Origin of the sequence: Paenibacillus sp. UNC496MF, assembly GCF_900113915.1 — a bacterium.
Taxonomy (GTDB): domain Bacteria; phylum Bacillota; class Bacilli; order Paenibacillales; family Paenibacillaceae; genus Paenibacillus_Z; species Paenibacillus_Z artemisiicola.
Map to the genome: position 1 here is coordinate 93,624 of NZ_FORE01000008.1, position 17,652 is coordinate 111,275.

15 protein-coding genes are annotated in these 17,652 nt (G+C 62.2%); 12 read left to right on the forward strand and 3 right to left on the reverse strand.

Annotated elements, in window-relative coordinates; all coding sequences use genetic code 11:
- Positions 1-5: 5 nt before the first annotated feature.
- From BMZ79_RS14385 to BMZ79_RS14400, 4 genes are read left to right on the forward strand one after another with little or no spacing between them, the layout of a single operon-like run.
- On the forward strand, positions 6-2,207 hold the full coding sequence (locus tag BMZ79_RS14385; protein WP_090641196.1) for a hypothetical protein: 2,202 nt from the start codon (positions 6-8) through the stop codon (positions 2,205-2,207).
- Positions 2,170-3,297 carry a TadE/TadG family type IV pilus assembly protein gene (locus BMZ79_RS14390; RefSeq protein ID WP_143088957.1) on the forward strand — a complete coding sequence of 376 codons (1,128 nt, stop codon included), beginning with the start codon at positions 2,170-2,172 and terminating at the stop codon, positions 3,295-3,297. Before BMZ79_RS14385 ends, BMZ79_RS14390 begins: the two co-directional genes overlap by 38 nt.
- Complete coding sequence (locus BMZ79_RS14395; RefSeq protein WP_090641199.1) at positions 3,290-3,808, forward strand: A24 family peptidase; 519 nt, start codon at positions 3,290-3,292, stop codon at positions 3,806-3,808. The genes BMZ79_RS14390 and BMZ79_RS14395 overlap by 8 nt, the downstream gene beginning before the upstream one ends.
- Positions 3,809-3,829: 21 nt before the next feature.
- Complete coding sequence (locus BMZ79_RS14400; protein WP_090641201.1) at positions 3,830-5,629, forward strand: DUF6382 domain-containing protein; 1,800 nt, start codon at positions 3,830-3,832, stop codon at positions 5,627-5,629.
- Positions 5,630-5,825: 196 nt separating this feature from the next.
- Here BMZ79_RS14400 and BMZ79_RS14405 read toward each other — a convergent pair whose 3' ends face one another.
- A complete protein-coding gene (locus tag BMZ79_RS14405; RefSeq protein ID WP_090641203.1) occupies positions 5,826-6,731 on the reverse strand; it encodes a TIGR01777 family oxidoreductase in 906 nt (301 codons plus the stop codon).
- Positions 6,732-6,810: 79 nt separating this feature from the next.
- Positions 6,811-7,242 (reverse strand): DUF2621 family protein, encoded by a 432-nt coding sequence (locus tag BMZ79_RS14410; RefSeq protein WP_090641206.1) that lies wholly within the window; start codon positions 7,240-7,242, stop codon positions 6,811-6,813.
- 217 nt (positions 7,243-7,459) lie between these two features.
- On the opposite strand from BMZ79_RS14410, the gene BMZ79_RS14415 reads away from it, so the two are divergent.
- The 4 genes from BMZ79_RS14415 to BMZ79_RS14430 all read left to right on the forward strand — a co-directional run bounded on the left by BMZ79_RS14415 (position 7,460) and on the right by BMZ79_RS14430 (position 12,293).
- Positions 7,460-8,587 carry a deoxyribonuclease IV gene (locus tag BMZ79_RS14415; protein ID WP_090641208.1) on the forward strand — a complete coding sequence of 376 codons (1,128 nt, stop codon included), beginning with the start codon at positions 7,460-7,462 and terminating at the stop codon, positions 8,585-8,587.
- Between the two features lie 62 nt (positions 8,588-8,649).
- Positions 8,650-9,546 carry a formyltetrahydrofolate deformylase gene (gene purU / locus BMZ79_RS14420; protein WP_090641210.1) on the forward strand — a complete coding sequence of 299 codons (897 nt, stop codon included), beginning with the start codon at positions 8,650-8,652 and terminating at the stop codon, positions 9,544-9,546.
- A gap of 308 nt (positions 9,547-9,854) precedes the next feature.
- Positions 9,855-11,870 (forward strand): transketolase, encoded by a 2,016-nt coding sequence (tkt, locus tag BMZ79_RS14425; RefSeq protein ID WP_090641212.1) that lies wholly within the window; start codon positions 9,855-9,857, stop codon positions 11,868-11,870.
- 105 nt (positions 11,871-11,975) lie between these two features.
- Positions 11,976-12,293, forward strand: a complete 318-nt coding sequence (locus tag BMZ79_RS14430; protein WP_090641214.1) for a pyrimidine/purine nucleoside phosphorylase — start codon at positions 11,976-11,978, stop codon at positions 12,291-12,293.
- Positions 12,294-12,531: 238 nt separating this feature from the next.
- Here BMZ79_RS14430 and BMZ79_RS14435 read toward each other — a convergent pair whose 3' ends face one another.
- Entirely contained in the window at positions 12,532-13,440 is a 909-nt protein-coding gene (locus BMZ79_RS14435) for an NAD(P)-dependent oxidoreductase (RefSeq protein ID WP_090641218.1), read from the reverse strand.
- A 373-nt stretch (positions 13,441-13,813) separates the two neighbouring features.
- Here BMZ79_RS14435 and BMZ79_RS14440 point away from each other — a divergent pair, with 373 nt between their 5' ends.
- The 4 genes from BMZ79_RS14440 to BMZ79_RS14455 all read left to right on the forward strand — a co-directional run bounded on the left by BMZ79_RS14440 (position 13,814) and on the right by BMZ79_RS14455 (position 17,650).
- Complete coding sequence (locus BMZ79_RS14440) at positions 13,814-15,163, forward strand: glucose-6-phosphate isomerase (RefSeq protein WP_090641219.1); 1,350 nt, start codon at positions 13,814-13,816, stop codon at positions 15,161-15,163.
- 9 nt (positions 15,164-15,172) lie between these two features.
- A complete protein-coding gene (locus BMZ79_RS14445) occupies positions 15,173-15,805 on the forward strand; it encodes a YigZ family protein (protein WP_090641220.1) in 633 nt (210 codons plus the stop codon).
- Between the two features lie 247 nt (positions 15,806-16,052).
- The gene (gene cysT / locus BMZ79_RS14450) at positions 16,053-16,856 is read left to right on the forward strand and encodes a sulfate ABC transporter permease subunit CysT (RefSeq protein ID WP_371263726.1); all 804 of its coding nucleotides are present in this window, start codon (positions 16,053-16,055) and stop codon (positions 16,854-16,856) included.
- Complete coding sequence (locus BMZ79_RS14455; RefSeq protein ID WP_090641222.1) at positions 16,853-17,650, forward strand: sulfate ABC transporter permease subunit; 798 nt, start codon at positions 16,853-16,855, stop codon at positions 17,648-17,650. Before cysT ends, BMZ79_RS14455 begins: the two co-directional genes overlap by 4 nt.
- The last annotated feature ends 2 nt before the right edge of the window (positions 17,651-17,652 follow it).

Consider the following 17,652-nt stretch of genomic DNA (forward strand, 5'->3'; position numbering starts at 1 on the left):
CATGCATGCGGACGAAACGGCGGGGCCGGCATCCGGCACGGCGGCGGGAAGACGGATCCGTCTCGTTGTATTTAATCGTTGCTACGGCGGCCATATTGCTGTTCACGGCGCTTCTGATCGATTACGCCAGAATCGCCGCGTTCAACAAGCAATCCGAGCTCGCCGCGCAGTCCGGGGTCCGCTCGGCTTTATCGGCTTACGACGACGCGCTGTATACCCGTTACGGCTTGTTCGGCGCAGGCGGCTCCGACCGCGGCGAGCTGTTCGCGCAGGCCGCGGAGCATAATTGGCCGCCCGAGGACGGGAACGGCTTTCAGCTTCTCCGCATCCGTCGGGAGGCCTCCCACGTCGACGCGTACGAGGTGCTCGGCAATCAGGCGGTGTTCACCCGTCAAGTACTGGAAGAAATGAAGTACAAGGCGCCGATCGATTTCACGATGGAGATCGCCTCCCGTTTCGCCCCCATGGGCTCGGCACTGAAAGAAGCATCGGCAACGGTGGGCGCGCTGGAGGATGTCAAGCACCTCTATGAAGAACGAGAGATGCATCTCGAACGCGTCGAGGACATCCGGCGGGAAAGCGCCGGGCGGCTGCCCGGAATCGCATCCAAGCTCGAAGCGGCATCTACTATCGCCGGAGGCTACGGCGACTACGAGAATTGGATGCGCGAGGATGCGGCGCTCGGCGAAGACGAGCAGCCCGCGCACGCGGATGCCATCGAAGCCTACCGCAGCCGCGCGCTGAACGACTCGGCGGCTTTGGCTTCCGCCGCTTCGGGGGAGCTGGCGCGCTTGAAGACGGGTCTCGCCCGGGCTCTGTCCGAGCTGCAGTCGGCGGAGCGGCTGAACGCGTCGATCGCGGAGGCGGCCAAGCGAATGGAGGAATCTCAGGACGGCGGCGGGTTCGATGACCTCGCGGGGGCGCAGCTCGGCGGGCAGACCGCCTCGTCGATGACGCCAGGCGAGCTCGCGGGCTTCGGCGGCACGAGGAAGTCCATCGGCGGACTCACGATGGAAGCGGACTGGTTCGCTCGTTACCGCGAGGAAATAAACGGGCAGCTTGAAGCTTTTGAATGGCTGGACGGGGCGGCCGCGGGATTCGGCGCCGCCGTTCGGGCCGCCGTCGGGGCGCCCGGCGGCGCCGCTGCGCTCGGTCAAGCATGGGCAGGCGCGAACCGCGCCTTTCAAGACTACGATCGTCCCTATGGCAATCCGGGAACGGCGCTAAAGGCAAGGCAGGAGGAGCTGCGCCGCCGGCATGCCGGGGACGAGGAGCGCAAGTCCAACGAAGCGGCGGCACAGTCGAAGTGGGGCCAAGTCCAGACGATCATCGGCGGCATGTCCGCCGAGCCGGGCTCGGAGGAGCAGCGGAAAGCGTTCGAGGACGCGAAGCGGCTGGCGGCGGATAACTTGACGTTCAATCAGGCAACCGAAACCGACGGCGATTCCGACGGCGAGCCATCCGGCAGCGCTGCGGAAGATTCAGGCGATGCGGCGAAGTCCGCGCTGTCCTCCATGGGGACGATGTTCGGGGGGATGGGCGACCTGCTTCAAGGGATCCGCGATCCGCTCTACGTCAACGAATACGTCGCGCATCGTTTCAGCAGGTTCGACCCCAAGCTCCTTCGCGAAGTGATCGCCGGGGGCAGCCGGGAAGCGTTCGCGCAATCGCTGTCGCTGGAGAACCAGGAGACGGAATTTATTTTGTACGGTTTCGGAGAGCCGGGGTCGAATATAGCCGCCGCGTACGGCGAGATTTTCGCCTCGCGGCTGGCGATACGGACGATGGAGGGACTGATCGCCTGCCGCGCGCTCGGCAACCCGCTGTTGATTCTGTCGGCGGCCGTGCTCTACGGCATCGAGAAATCGATCGCGGACATGACCGCGTTGGCGGAAACCGGAAAGGCACAGCTCTCGAAGTACGTTCCCGTCGAATTGACGTATGCGGATTATTTGCGCCTCTTTCTCGTGCTTCACGGCAGCGGCGGCCAAGCAAGGACGGCCCGCGTCATCGCGGTCATCGAGCATAACACGGGCGCGGATCTGTCGAACGTCGCGACGGGATTGTCGGGCGAAATGACGTCCTCGGTCAATCTTTGGTTTTTGCCTGGACTGATGAGGAGCTTCACGGCGACCGGGATTTTGAGCGGAAAGGTTAAGGATGGCCGTTATGAGAAAACGCAGACGATCGGCAGCTCTTACGGCTAGATGGCGGAGCGAGTCCGGCAGCATCGCGCTCGAAGCGAGCTTGACGCTTCCAATCGTGCTGATGGTGATCATTTTCTTCATTTGCTTGATTCGGCTGAACGCGGCGCAGATGGCGCTTCACGGCGCCGTCTCCCAGACGGTCCGGCAGGCGGCGGCCAATATTCATCCCATCGATCTCGCCGTGAATCGGCTTGCTTCCGGCGAGAACGACGCGGATGCGGGCGGCGGGACGGAGGGGGGCGGCGCGGAATCAGGCAGCGAGGCGGTTGGGCATTCAACCGGGAACGGCAACTCCGGCGGCGGGCATCCATCCGCCGATTCCTCGGGCGAAGGCCTGGCTGCCGCCGGATCCCCATGGAACGGACAATCGTCCGGCTCATCTTCGGACGAACCGCTCCCGGCCGTCGAGTACTTGGCGGATAAGCTCGAAGAGTGGCTTCCGTCGCCGGCGGGGCCTTTGCTTTCGGCGGCTTTGAAGGGGGATTGGAAGTCGATCCGGGACACCGCCGCCGCGACGGTCGGCCGGCCCGTCATCGAGCCGCTGCTTCGTCGCGAAGCCGATGCCTCCGTGCTCGATCCGGAACGGATTCGGCTCTCGAAGCTCTCGCTTCCCGACCTGAAGGACAAGACCGACCTCACGCTGGCGATCGAAGCGGAATATTCGTTTCCGCTCGGGTTCCCGTTTACGAAGAAGGCGATCGTGCTGCGGGAACGGGCGGAGGAGCGCGTCTGGACGCCGGATACCGTTCCGGCGCCGAAAGGCGGCGATCCGGATTCCGAACATTCTCCGATCCAAATCGTGTTGATCGAGCCTTCGCCGGCGCGCCCGGGCCATAAAGCCCGCGTGGTGGTGAAGACGAGCCCGGGCCGAAGCCTGTCCATTGAAGTGCTGTACAAAAGCGGGCAAAGCGTGGCCAAGCACTTGGGCGATATGGTCACGGACGGAGAGGGGCTGGCCGAATGGACGTGGCTGGTGTCCGGCAACACGACGCCGGGCGTCTGGGAAATCGTCGTGACGGCCTCCGACGGAGGAGCCGCGGCGCGGCATTTCGTCGTTCAGAAGAAACCGAAGGAGGGAGAGAATGGTTAGCTGGGCAACCGCTATTTTGGCGCTGCTTTTCGTCGCGGCAGCTTTCGTCTGCGACATACGCAAGATGACGATTCCCAACCGTCTGAACGCCGTGTTCTTTGCCGCAGGGGCGGTTTATCATGTGGCCGCCGGCGGCTGGAACGGAGGGCTGCAGGCGCTGCTCGGCGCGGCCGCCGGACTGGTTCCTTTGCTGCTGCTCTACGCGCTGAAAGGCATCGGTGCGGGCGACGTGAAGTTTTTCGCGGCTTTGGGGGCGGTCGTCGGGCCAGCGGCCGTTTTGCAGGTGCTGATGTACGCCATTTTGTACGGCGGCCTGCTGGGCCTTGCCTTTTTGCTGCTGAAGCGGACTTTCGCCCGGCGCCTGCTGGGCGTCGCCGTTTCAGTCATCGCGGCGGATTCCCGGCTTGCGGCTTGGGAGACGAATATTGCGGGTTCCGGCGGCCTGCGGTTTCCGTTCATGATCGCGGTTTTGCCGGGAGCCGTTACGGCGTGGTGCATGGCGCCGTTTTAATTTCATCTGGGAGGGATTGCTATGCTGCTCGACGATCTTCGGGTCGATTACGCCATGAAGCGCGGCCATGAAATGATCGTGGATTTGAAGTCCGGCGTCGAACGGGCCGATCTTGACGCCGTCGAAATCCAAATGCTGCAGGGTCAGCGCATTCCGAAGCTGCTGCCGATCGAATGGATCGACATCGACGGCGGAATCACGTTCCGCTACCCGCTGAACGGGAGGCGGATGCTGTCGCACCGGCTGCAGACGCAGCAGTTGACGATGTTTCAGTTCTACGCCTTGCTGCTCGCCGTCGTCGAAGCGTTGGACGACAGCCGGCACTACATGCTTCGCACGGAGTGTTTCCTGCTCCATGAACAATACATCTTCATCGGGGAAAACTGGGACGATGCCGTTCTCGCTTACGTACCGCTGCGGGGCAAGCGCATGGTGCACTCGGCCGGCGAGGCGGTGCTCGGGATGGCGATCCGCTGGATCGGCGCCGTCGCGGAGCCGGACGGCCTCGGCCTGCAGCAGGTGTTTCAGCACTTGCGCGGCGAGTTCGTCTCGTGGACGCTGCTCCGGCAAACGCTGCTTTCGCTGCTCGGGTCCAGCTATCGGGCGGGCCTGACGGGAGAGGCCGCCGACGTGCGCGGATATTCGGCGCCGGAACAGAACGCCGCTCCGCCGGCTGTTGCGCAAGAACCCGTCGATGAACGCAGCGCCTTCGAAAACCCGGCCATCTTCATGGACAAGCACGAACACTCGCCGCTCGAGGCGGTTTGGAATAACGCGATTGGCCGCGAACGGATGAATGCCCCGGCGGAAGAAGAGCTGCCATTGACGGAAATGCCCGAGAAAGCCGCGAAAGAATCGTCGCGCATGGGATGGCTGGCCGGCGCGGGATGGATTCTTGCGGCGGCCGTCATCTGGCGGTTCCTGTACTTGGCTTCTCCTTCGCTCACGAATCTGCTTCTATGCGCCGGACTGACGCTGTTGACGGGGGCGTTGGCGATCGTGCTGCTGAAGCGGGCGGGAAGAAGCGCGGATTCCGCCGACGAGGCGAATTGTAGAGCCGGCAAAGAATGGACCCCCGAGGATGCGTTCGTGCCGAATTCCGGTCAAATCGGTTCCGGCCCGAAACATTCGCCGCAATCGGCCAAGCTCCGCCTCCAGGAACCGGTCTCGATCAAGGCGCGAGAGCCGCGAGACCGGGAAGCGCCGTTTGGTGCGTCAGCCGCCTCATACCGGAATTGCGGACCGATGCCCGTTACGTTAATAACCGGGGGCATGCCTTCAGCAGGCGCTGCGTCCGGGAGCGGGTTGTCCGTCGCGGCTTCATCCGAAATCGCGCATGTGCCAGCAATGCCCTCCGGCTACCCATTATCTACCGCTTCGCCTGCAAACGGCATAAGGAACGGCGCGACGTCTTCAAGCGCCGCGCAGCCATTCGCGAAATCGCCGCGTTCCGACGATGTCACGGTGCTGCTCGGACAGGACGCTAAGGAGGATTCCGGCACGGACAAGCGGATTCCATGGCTGGAAAGACGGGACGATGGAGGCGTGGCGGAAAAGATTCCGCTCGAGCAGCAGCAATTCGTCATTGGCCGCTCCCGCGAAGGCGTGCATTACATCGACCGCTCGTCGGGGATTTCCCGCGCGCATGTGGAGCTGCATGCCAGCGGAGGGCGCTGGTCCGTCAAGGACATGGGCTCCCGGAACGGGAGCACGCTGAACGGGAGCGACATGGTGCCGTACAAGACGTACGAGCTGGCCGATACGGACAAGCTGCAGCTCGCGGGCGACCAGGGACCGGTCTACGTGTTTCGGGCGGGATAACAACTCTTAATACGGAAGTAAATATTGTTGCGAGCAATTCAGGGTTAAACGTATCGTGCAAGACATTAACAAAGGTTATGCGGGGAGCGGACATGAAAGCGTAGTTGGGCGCTAAAAGCGCGAAGCACGAAGAGCGCTCGGCTTAGCCGAGCGCCCAAGGCGTGCCGCGCACCTCTTAACGGCTCAGGGATCGGCCCTAGCTCCGCTGGCGGCCGAACAGCTGTCCCAAAGCGGCGTCGGCCGTCCGATACCGGAACGCAAAGCCGTGCGCCAATGCCTTGCGCGGAATCGCGCGCGAGCCTTCGAGCAGCAGGAAGGACATTTCCCCCAGCGCGCCTTTCAGGACGAACGACGGCAGCGGGAGCCAATGCGGTTTGCGGGCCGCCGCGCCGACGGCCCGTCCGAATTCGTCGTTCGTCAACGGTTCGGGCGCGCAGGCATTGACGGGGCCTTCGATGTCGGAACGGTCGAGGCAGAACAAGATCAGACGCACCATGTCCTCTTCGTGGATCCACGGAATCCATTGCTTCCCGCTGCCGATCCGCCCGCCCGCGAACAAGCGGTAGGGCAGCAGCATTTTCGGAAACGCGCCGTCCTCCAGGCCGATTACGAGACCGATTCGCAATTTGACGAGTCGGGGGACGGGGATGCGGTCCGCGGCGGCTTCCCACTGCTCCACGACGGACGCGAGGAAATCCGTTCCCCGCGCCTCGCTTTCCTCGTCGTGGGGGATGCTGTCGTCGGTGCCGTAGACGGATATGCCGGAGGCGTTCACGACGACGCCCGGTTTCCGCTTCAGCGCCGCCGCGGCTTTCGCGAGCGCATCGACGGCATCCAGCCGCGATTGCAGAATCGCCCGTTTGCCGCGTTCGTTCCACCGTCGGCTGATCGTCTCCCCGGCCAGATTCACGATCGCGTCGAAGCCCTCCAGCACCTCGGGCGACGCGGCGAGCTGCGTCCACGTAATCCGGCGCGGTCCCGAAGCCGGAGCCGCCCCTCCTCCCGAGCGGGAAATCAGCGCGACCTCGTCTCCGCGCGCCTTCAGCGCGGCGACGAGCAGGCGCCCCACGTAACCGGTCCCGCCGGCAACGGCTACTTTCATGCCAATCCCTCCAATTTTCCAGTTGCTGCCGCAAACGTTCAAGCTCATGGTACAACAAAAGCCGCCCGAACCGGGCGGCTTATTTATTCAGCAGATGGGTATACGGCCGGTAATCGATCTGTTCCTTCTCCAGGAACGTAATCAAACTGCGGTAGTCGCGTTTGGGCGTGGCCCGGATGTAGCCTTCGATGCAGTGGCTTGGCGAGACTTCGGCCGCGCCGCCTTCGACCGCCACCTGCGCGATTTTGGCCGCGATGGAATGCCTGGCGATATCGCGGAACGCGCTCGGCACCGGCGACACGAGCTTCTCGAGGAACGCCTTGGCATCTTCGGACCACATGCCGCGGCTGCGCTCGACCCAATAGTTTTGCCAATCCAGCTTGGACTTGCCGTCCCGCTGGGGGAGCACCTTGAGAAACTTGCGGAACATGAAATAGCCGCCGATCGACATGAAGACGATCATGACGACCGCCCAAAACACGATAAAATACATGAACCAATTCGGAGCCATCGCTACCATCACCTCTTGCGGGCACTCTATGCCTCGAAAAATATCGGCAAATCATGCCTATTATAAGCCAAGCCGGCCTTCGGCCGCAACAATCGGCCGTGATCGGAACCTAGATTTATTTCGCCGTTCCTTGTAAAATAGGAGGGACAAGCATTGAACCAGGACCTGCCCCTTCGCAGGCTTCCGCCGTATACACGAAAGGAGCGATTACACGTCCATGTTGAAAATCGGTTCGCACGTTTCTTTTTCCGATAAAGGGTTGCTCACCGCCACGAACGAAGCCGTCTCGTACGGCTCCAGCTCGTTCATGATTTACACAGGTGCCCCGCAGAACACGCGCCGCAAGCCTATGGAGGACCTCTACATTCCGGAAGGCAAGGCCGCGATGAGCGAGGCCGGGATCGACGAAATCGTCGTGCACGCCCCCTACATCATTAACCTCGGTTCCTATAAAGACGACACGTACGAGCTCGCCGTGCGGTTTCTTCAGGAGGAGATCCGCCGCACCGACGCGATCGGCGTGCGCAACATCGTGCTGCATCCCGGCGCTTATACGGACAAGGACGCGGAGTACGGCATCGCCCGGATCGCGGAAGGCTTGAACGAAGTGCTGAACGGCACGAAAGAAACGAACGTCAACATCGCGCTCGAAACGATGGCCGGCAAGGGGACGGAAATCGGCCGGAGCTTCGAGGAAATCGCGTCCATCATCGATAAAGTCGCGGCGAACGACCGGTTGACCGTCTGCATGGACACGTGCCACATGCACGACGCCGGCTACGACCTCGTGAACGACCCCGACGGCGTGCTGAGCGCATTCGACCGCATCGTCGGCCTCGACCGCGTGGCCGTCGTCCACGTCAACGACAGCAAAAACCCGCGCGGCGCCGCGAAAGACCGCCATGCTCCGATCGGCGCGGGCTGGATCGGCTACGACGCCATCCGCAATTTCGTGCATCACGAAGCGCTGAAGGGCCGTCCGTTCATTCTCGAAACGCCTTGGATCGGCCAACAAGACAAGACGCAGCGTCCGATGTACGAAGCCGAAATCGCGCTGCTCCGCGGCGATGCGTCGAACCGTTTCGGCGGCGAGTTCCTGGAAGACGTCGAGCGCCTGCACCATTTCTTCGGCAAGCAGGACATCGATCACCGCCAGTACGTGCTGGACGTCTGGGACGTGCTTAAAACCGACGCGAAAGCGAAGAAAGCCGACCCGCGCGAGCCGATGGACCGCCTGTACGACCTCGTGGCCGAGCACCGCGTGCTGCCCGAGCTGTCCGAGGAAGCGGTCAACCAGCGCATCACGGCATGGTTCGCCGGCAAGACGCTGCTCGTAAACGCCTGATCAACGCCGGCTTCGGCCGGCTTTGCTTTACCCACTCGCCGACGGAAGGAAGACTGTCTCTCATGCAAACCATTCATCAAGCACCGCGGCCGCCGCGGCCGGACAACGCCAACCGCGCGCGGATGCTCATCTCGTGTCCGGACCGCAACGGCATCGTGGCCGCGGTGTCGCAATTTTTGTACGAACACGGCGCGAATATCGTGCAATCGGACCAATACACGCTGAACCCCGGCGGCGGCATGTTTTTCATTCGCTTCGAATTCGACCTCAGCGACCTGGAGCGCGAGCTGCCCGTGCTGCAGGAAGATTTCGGCCGCGTGGCGGACCGCTTCGACATGAAATGGAATACGTTCCGCGCCAGCCGCAAGAAACGCCTCGCGATCTTCGTCTCCAAGGAAGACCACTGCTTGCTGGAGCTGCTCTGGCAATGGCAGGCCGGCGACCTCGACGCGGAAATCGCGATGGTCGTGAGCAACCATCCCGACATGCAGGGTCTCGTGGAATCGTTCGGCATCCCGTTCCATCACATTCCGGTTACCCCGGACACGAAGGCGGAAGCCGAAAAACGCCAGCTGGAAGCGGTCAAAGGCAAAGCCGATTTGATCGTGCTGGCCCGTTACATGCAGATCATTTCGCCGAAATTCATCGAGCAGTTCCCCAACCGGATCATTAACATCCATCATTCCTTCCTCCCGGCTTTCGTCGGCGGCAAGCCGTACGCGCAAGCCTACCAGCGGGGCGTCAAGATCATCGGCGCCACGGCGCATTACGTCACGGAAGAGCTCGACGGCGGTCCGATCATCGAGCAGGACGTCCAGCGCGTCACGCACCGCGACGACGTCGACAATTTGAAACGGATCGGCCGGACCATCGAGCGCGTCGTGCTCGCGCGCGCCGTCAAATGGCATGTCGAGGACCGGATTCTCGTGCATCAGAACAAAACGGTCGTTTTCAATTGATTTTTTTTCTTTGGACTTATCAGCCTGAAGCAAGACCCGCGCGCCGTCCCCCGAGGAACGGCGCGCTTTTTTCGCGTTGTCCGCTTATGCGCGAGGACGGTCGGTTTAATTAAGTACGGACAGCGATAAGAATGCAAATGTTGGGCCATAATTTAAGTGTCGAATTTTAGAACAGTACCGCAATAAAGATGGCAATGGCCAAGAGGTAATGGTACAATATTTCAAAGCCAGTGCGGGATTCCCTGCCAATATTAGAAATAGAGAGAAACGCGAAGCTGTACCCATTGCGATTTAGGAGGAGTATTTGAATGACAGTCACGCAGAAAACCATCGATCAACTTTCCATCGACACCATTCGCACCCTGGCGATCGACGCGGTCGAGAAAGCGAACTCCGGCCATCCGGGCATGCCCATGGGCGCGGCGCCGATGGGTTATCAATTGTTCGCGAAGACGATGAACCACAATCCGTCCAATCCGACCTGGATCAACCGCGACCGCTTCGTGCTGTCCGCGGGCCACGGCTCCATGCTGCTCTACAGCCTGCTTCACCTCTCGGGCTACGGCCTTCCGATCGAACAGCTGCAGCAGTTCCGTCAGTGGGGCTCCCTGACGCCGGGCCACCCGGAATACGGCCACACGGCCGGCGTGGACGCGACCACGGGGCCGCTCGGACAAGGCGTCGCGATGGCGGTCGGCATGGCCATGGCGGAAGCGCACTTGGGCGCGACTTACAATAAGCAAGACCTGAACATCGTCGACCACTTCACGTTCGCGATTTGCGGCGACGGCGACCTGATGGAAGGCGTGGCGAGCGAAGCGGCTTCGCTGGCGGCTCACCTGAAGCTCGGCAAGCTCGTCGTGCTGTACGATTCCAACGACATCTCGCTCGACGGCGAGCTGAACCTCGCGTTATCCGAGAACGTGCAGGGCCGCTTCCAAGCGTACGGCTGGCAGGTGCTTCGCGTCCAGGACGGCAACGACCTGAACGCGCTCGGTCAAGCCGTCGCGGCGGCGCAAGCGGAGCTCGGCCGTCCGACCCTTATCGAAGTCAAGACGACGATCGGCTACGGCAGCCCGAACAAAGGCGGCAAAGGCGGCCATCTCGGCACGCACGGCAGCCCGCTCGGCGCCGACGAAACGAAGCTGACGAAAGAATTCTACGGCTGGGAGCATGAGGCGTTCTTCGTGCCGGACGAGGTTCGCGCCCATTTCGCCGAAGTCAAGACGCGCGGCGAGCAAGCGAACGCAGCGTGGGACAAGCTGTTCGCGTCCTACAAGTCCGCTTATCCGGAGCTGGCGGCACAATTCGAAACGGCCATCAGCGGCAAGCTGCCCGAGGGCTGGGATAAGGATCTCCCGACGTACACGACCGCGGACAAGGCGGTATCGACGCGCGTGGCGTCCGGCAACGCGCTGAACGGCCTGGCGAACAACGTGCCGAACCTGATCGGCGGTTCCGCCGACTTGGAAAGCTCCACGATGACCCACTTGAAGGGCTTGCCGGTATTCAAACCGGGCAGCTACGAAGGCCGCAACGTGTACTTCGGCGTACGGGAATTCGCCATGGCGGCTGCCGTAAACGGCATGAGCCTGCACGGCGGCGTGAAGCCGTACGGCGCGACGTTCTTCGTCTTTACGGACTACCTGCGTCCTGCGGTGCGCCTCTCCGCGCTGATGAAGCTGCCGGTCACGTTCGTCCTGACGCACGACAGCATCGCGGTCGGCGAAGACGGCCCGACGCACGAGCCGATCGAGCAGTTGGCGTCCCTGCGCATCATTCCGCAGCTGACGGTCATCCGTCCGGCCGACGCGAACGAGACGTCCTCGGCATGGGCTTACGCGCTTTCGCAGGCGGATCAGCCGGTCGCGCTCGTCCTGACGCGCCAAAACCTGCCGATCCTCGAAGGCACGAACGTGAATTCGCGCGAAGGCATCGCGAAAGGCGCGTACGTGATCGCCGACGCGGCGAACGGCAAGCCGCAAGCGCAGCTGATCGCGACGGGTTCCGAGGTGCAGCTGGCGGTAGCCGCGCAGAAGGCGCTGGCGGAGGAAGGCATCCACGTGCGCGTCATCAGCATGCCGAGCTTCGACCTGTTCGAGCGCCAATCGAAGGCCTACAAGGATTCCGTCCTGCTGCCTGACGTCAAGGCGCGCCTGGCGATCGAAATGGCGTCGCCGTTCGGCTGGGAGCGTTACGTCGGCGACCAAGGCGCGGTGCTCGGCATCAATAAGTTCGGCGCGTCCGCGAAGGGCGACCGCGTCATCCAGGAGTACGGCTTCACGGTCGAGAACGTCGTCAGCCACGTCAAAGGGCTGCTGTAACGCGCATCATCGGTTCCAATCGCGGGGCTTAGGGCCACTTCGGCGGCCGTGAGCTCCGCTTTTTACATATCGCCATCATCCCACACGCAGAGGAGTATTGCCCTTATGTCCCAGTACGAAAACGTCACCGTCGTCAAAAAAGCCAACCTGTACTTCGACGGCAAAGTATCCAGCCGCACGGTCCTGTTCCCGGACGGCACGAAAAAAACGCTCGGCATCATGCTGCCGGGCGACTATGAATTCGGCACGGACGCCAAGGAAATCATGGAAATTCTCGCCGGCGACCTGAAGGTGCTGCTGCCGGGCGAAACGGAATGGCTCCATATCGCCGGCGAAGGCGAGTTCACGGTCCCGGCCAATGCCAAGTTCAAGCTGCGGGTCGCGTCGATCACCGATTACGCCTGCTCGTACATTCAAGAATAACAATCCGGCGCGCTTAACCGGACGCTCGGCCTCAAGCCGAGGCTCCGGGTCGCGTCAGGCATGCAAAGAAGGCTGCTCCGCGTTCTCCCGCAATATACGGGAGGCGGAGCAGCCTTCTTTGTCTTTCGTGCGGCGCCGGCCGGGTTAGGCGCACCCGGGAGCGCCGAATCGCGCACCCGCGAAGGCCGCGGCTAAGCCGGCCTGGGGCAAGACCGCGATGCACCGCGCGGCGTGAATCCTATTCGGCCTTCGTTCCGGCGTGGTTCGTGATCGGCTTGTTGATCCATTGCTCGTAGGTATGCGCCAGCGCCGAGAGGTCCGCGTCGGCGAAGCCCATCGCGTCGCCGATCTGATACAGGCTCTTGACCGTCTCCAGAATCGGCGTCGGCGTCTTCAGCTCGTCCGACAGCACCGAAGCCAGCCGCAGGTCCTTCAGCATCAGGCCGAGCGAGAACTGCACGCCGAAGTCGCGTTCCAGCAGCTTCGGCGTTTTCAGCTCGGCCATTTTGCTCGCGGCGCCGCCGGATTGGACAAGCTCGAGGAACGAGGCGGCGTCGATGCCGCCGCTGGCCGCGATGGCCATGCCTTCCAGCAGCGCGGCGACGTTGATGCCGACGACCGTGTTATGGGCCAGCTTGGCGGTCGAGCCGCTGCCGCCCGGGCCCATCGGGATGATCTTGCGGCCCATCGCGCCCAGCACGTCATGGACCTTCGCCAGCACTTGCGCGTCCCCGCCGACCATGAACGTCAGCGTGCCGCTTTCCGCCGCCGGCTTGCTGCCCGTGACCGGCGCGTCGAGGAAGGCCGCGGACTTGGCCGCGATGTCTTGGTGCAGCTGCCGGGAGAGGGCGGGCGAAATGGTGCTGCTATCGATGACGACGGATCCCGGCTTCAGCGCGCCGAGCACGCCGTTGTCGCCGTGGTAGACTTCGCGGATCGAATCGTCGTTGCTGATCATGGTTATGATGATGTCGGAGGCATCGGCAACCGCTGCGGGCGTCTTCGCTTCCGCCGCTCCGAGCTCGAGCAGTTGGGCCGCTTTGCCCGGCGTGCGGTTGTAGACCGTGACCGGATAGCCTTTGCGCAGCAGGTTGGCCGCCATGGGCTCGCCCATGACGCCGAGGCCGATAAAGCCGATTTTGAACATGATACGTCATCTCCTTGAGTTTCCGAATGTGAAGGCTCCAACCATTTTACCATACTTATCGGCCAAGCTGCATTCGGCCCGGGTTCCCTTGTTTTTGGGTAGGAAATCCATTATCCTTATCGTGACGTAAAAAGGACATGCTCCGCGGCAGGACGAACGGCGCGTCCCGACGCCCGGCCGGAGCTGCTCCGTCCTACATAGAGCCGCATCGCAAAAACGTAAGTCTCAGCTTTCGAAGCGAGTTTTTTGCTCGCATTGAAGAATAACCATGAAACATCGCAAAAAACTTTAGCCCATGCTTTCGAAGCGAGTTTTTGCTCGCATTGAAGAATAACCATGAAGCATCGCAAAAAACTTTCAGGAGGTTCCAACCATGACGAAAGCAGTTTCCTTCGACTACAGCAAAGCGCTCGGGTTCATCGGCCAGCACGAGATCGACAATCTGGCGCAGCAGGTGCGCACGGCGCACGATCAGCTCCGCAACGGCTCCGGCGCGGGCTCGGACTATCTCGGCTGGATCGACCTGCCGACGAATTACGATAAAGACGAATTCGCGCGGATCAAGCAAGCGGCGGACAAAATCCAATCCGACTCCCAAGTGCTCGTCGTCATCGGCATCGGCGGCTCCTACCTCGGCGCGCGGGCCGCGATCGAAATGCTGTCGCATTCCTTTTACAACCTTCTCCCGCAGGAGCAGCGCAAGACGCCGCAGATCCTGTTCGCGGGCAACAACATCAGCTCCACGTACGTAACGCATCTGCTGCAGCTGCTGGAAGGCCGCGACTGGTCGATCAACGTCATTTCCAAGTCCGGCACGACGACGGAGCCGGCCATCGCGTTCCGCATTTTCCGCGAAGCGCTGGAAGCCAAATACGGCAAAGCCGAAGCGCGCAAGCGCATCTACGCCACGACGGACCGCGAGAAAGGCGCCCTGAAGAAGCTCGCGACCGAAGAGGGCTACGAGTCCTTCATCATCCCGGACGACGTCGGCGGACGCTACTCCGTGCTGACGGCCGTCGGCCTGCTGCCGATCGCCGCCGCCGGCATCGACATCGAAGCCATGATGAAAGGCGCCGCGGACGCGTCCGCCGCCTACAACAACCCGGCCCTGGCCGAGAACGAGGCGTACCAGTACGCCGCGGCCCGCAACGCGCTCTACCGCAAAGGCAAAGTGACGGAAATTCTCGTCAACTACGAGCCGGCGCTGCACTTCGTGTCGGAATGGTGGAAGCAGCTGTACGGCGAGAGCGAGGGCAAGGATTACAAAGGCATTTTCCCGGCGGCCGTCGATTTCTCCACCGACCTGCACTCCATGGGCCAATTCATCCAAGAGGGCAACCGGAACATCTTCGAAACGGTCATTCAGGTCGGCAGCGTCGCCGAGCAAATCACGATCGGCCATGACGAAAGCAACCTGGACGGCTTGAACTTCCTCACCGGCAAGACGATGGACTTCGTCAACAAGAAGGCATTCGAAGGCACGCTGCTCGCGCACGCGGACGGCCATGTGCCGAACTTCGTCGTGAACATCGCCGACATGACGCCGTACACGTTCGGCTATCTGGTATACTTCTTCGAGATCGCCTGCGGCATCAGCGGCTACCTGTCGGGCGTGAACCCGTTCGACCAGCCGGGCGTCGAAGCGTACAAGAAGAACATGTTCGCGCTGCTCGGCAAGCCGGGCTACGAGAAAGAAAAAGCCGAGCTCGAAGCTCGGCTGTAAGCGGCGGGCATGCTGAACCGCTACCGGACGCTGCGGCGGCCGGACAGCAAGGAGATCGTCATCAAGAAGTCGCGTTTCATCGGCCACGGCAGACCCGTCGCCTCGGAGGAAGAAGCGATCGCCTTCATCGAGGAGATCAAGAAGCTGCACTGGAACGCGACGCACAACTGCTCGGCTTACGTCGTCGGCGAACGCGACGAATGCCAGAAGCAGTCCGACGACGGGGAGCCGAGCGGCACGGCCGGCAAACCGATTCTTGAAGTGATCAAGCATCAAGGGCTTAAGAACGTGGCCGTCGTCGTGACCCGGTATTTCGGCGGCATCATGCTCGGCGCGGGCGGCTTGATCCGCGCCTATACCGACGGCGCGGTCGCGGCGATCGAGGCGGCGGAGGCCATTACCCAGGTGCTGCACCGGGAGGTCGTCGTCGACGTGGACTATACCTGGTACGGCAAGCTCGAGAACGAATTCCGCGCGCGCGGCGTCCGCGTCGGCGGCACCGATTTTACCGACCGCGTCGTCATCGCGTGCCTGCCGGAGGCGCCCGAAGCGGACAAGTTCGCGGCGTGGATCACGGACCTGACGCAAGGCCAGGCGGTCATCGCGATCGGCGAGGACCGGTATTTCATCGACGGCGAGTAGGCGCGGGCGAGCCGCCGCGCTTCCCAATCGAGAACGAACGGCCAGCTCCCCTGAGGTTCCGAAAGGACCTTCGGGGAGCTTTTCGTGTTTTGCCGTTCGCGCGAGATTTTTCACCGTTCCAAGGATTGACTAGACATCCCGTGGTCTGCTAAAGTGTGAATACCAAGTATTTTAATGGGGATTATCCGTTTCCGCACCGCGATTCCTCAAGGAAAGCGTCAGGGGGTTATTCAGCTTGAATATCATAATGCGCGGCCGCTTGTGGAGCTTCGGGTTTCGCAGCACCGTTATGCTCTATTTCATTCTGCTGATCGTCTTGCCGATCATCGGCATCTACACCCAGTCGTTCAAGCTGGGCTGGGCGCCGTTCTGGCAAAGCGTGACGGACCAGCTGGCGTGGGAAGCCGTTCTCCTTACGATTAAACTGTCTGTGTTCGCCACGGCGATCAACGTGCTTCTGGGCACGATGATCGGGTGGGTGCTGATCCGGTACCGGTTTCCCGGACGGAGCATCCTGAACAGCTTCGTGGATTTGCCGTTCGCGCTGCCGACCGCGGTCGGCGGCTTGATGATATTGCTGCTGCTCGGCCCCAACAGTCTCGTGGGCGGCCTGGCCGGCAAACTCGGTTTTGAAATCGTCTTCCACGAACCCGCGATCGTCATCGCGATGGTGTTCGTGACGTTCCCGTTCGTCATTCGCGGCGTGCAGCCGCTGCTCGAGGAGATGGACAAATCCGAGGAGGAGGCGTCCTACACCCTCGGCGCGTCCAGGACGCGGACGTTTCTGCAGGTGATTTTCCCGTCGATGCTGCCGGGCATCATCAGCGGCGCGATGCTGGCGTTCTCCCGGGCGCTGGCGGAATTCGGCGCCGTCGTGCTCGTGGCCGGCAACATTCCGGGCAAGACGCTGATCGCGTCGGTATACATTTTCGGCGAAATCGAAAGCGACAACGCGCAGGGCGCCGCGGCCGTGTCCGTGCTGCTCCTGACGCTGTCGTTCCTCATCCTCGGCGCCGTCAACCTCGTTCAGGCGAGGAGGCGCGACAAATGAAAAAGCTGTGGATCGCGCTGACGTATCTGGTGTTTCTGATCCTGATCGTCGCGCCGCTGGTCAAAATTTTCGCCGGCTCCTGGGGCGACGGCTGGAGCGGCTTCGCGGAGGCGCTCACGCGCGAGCAATCGCTGCACGCGCTCCTGATGACGGGCATGCTCGTCGTGATCGTGACGCTGCTGAACACGCTGTTCGGCGTCATGCTCGCGCTGTACCTCGTCCGGGCGACCTGGCTGTCCCGCCGGATCAGGGGCCTTCTGAACAGCATCGTCGACCTGCCGTTCGCGGTCTCGCCCGTCATCGGCGGCCTTATGATCGTCCTCGTGCTCGGACCGAGCTCGGCGCTCGGCGCGTTCTTCGAGGATATCGGCTTCAAAGTCGTGTACGCGCTTCCCGGCATGATCTTGGCGACGCTGTTCGTCACGTTCCCGCTGATGGTGCGCGAGGTCATGCCGGTGCTGCAGGAGATCGGCGCGCAGCAGGAAGAAGCGGCCTCGACGCTCGGCGCCTACTCGTGGTACACCTTCTGGAAGGTGACATGGCCTTCGATCCGCTGGGGCGTCATCTACGGCGTCGTGCTGACGGTCGCCCGGTCGCTCGGGGAGTTCGGAGCGGTGCTCGTCGTATCCGGCAATATTATGAACAAGACGCAGACGGCGACGACGCTCGTCTACCAGGACGTGGAGAACTTCAACGTAACCGAGGCCAGCAGCGTCGCGCTGGTGCTCGCGGCGTTCTCCGTCGGCCTGCTGCTGCTCATGGAATGGGCGAAGAAGAGAAAGGAAGTGCATTGAAC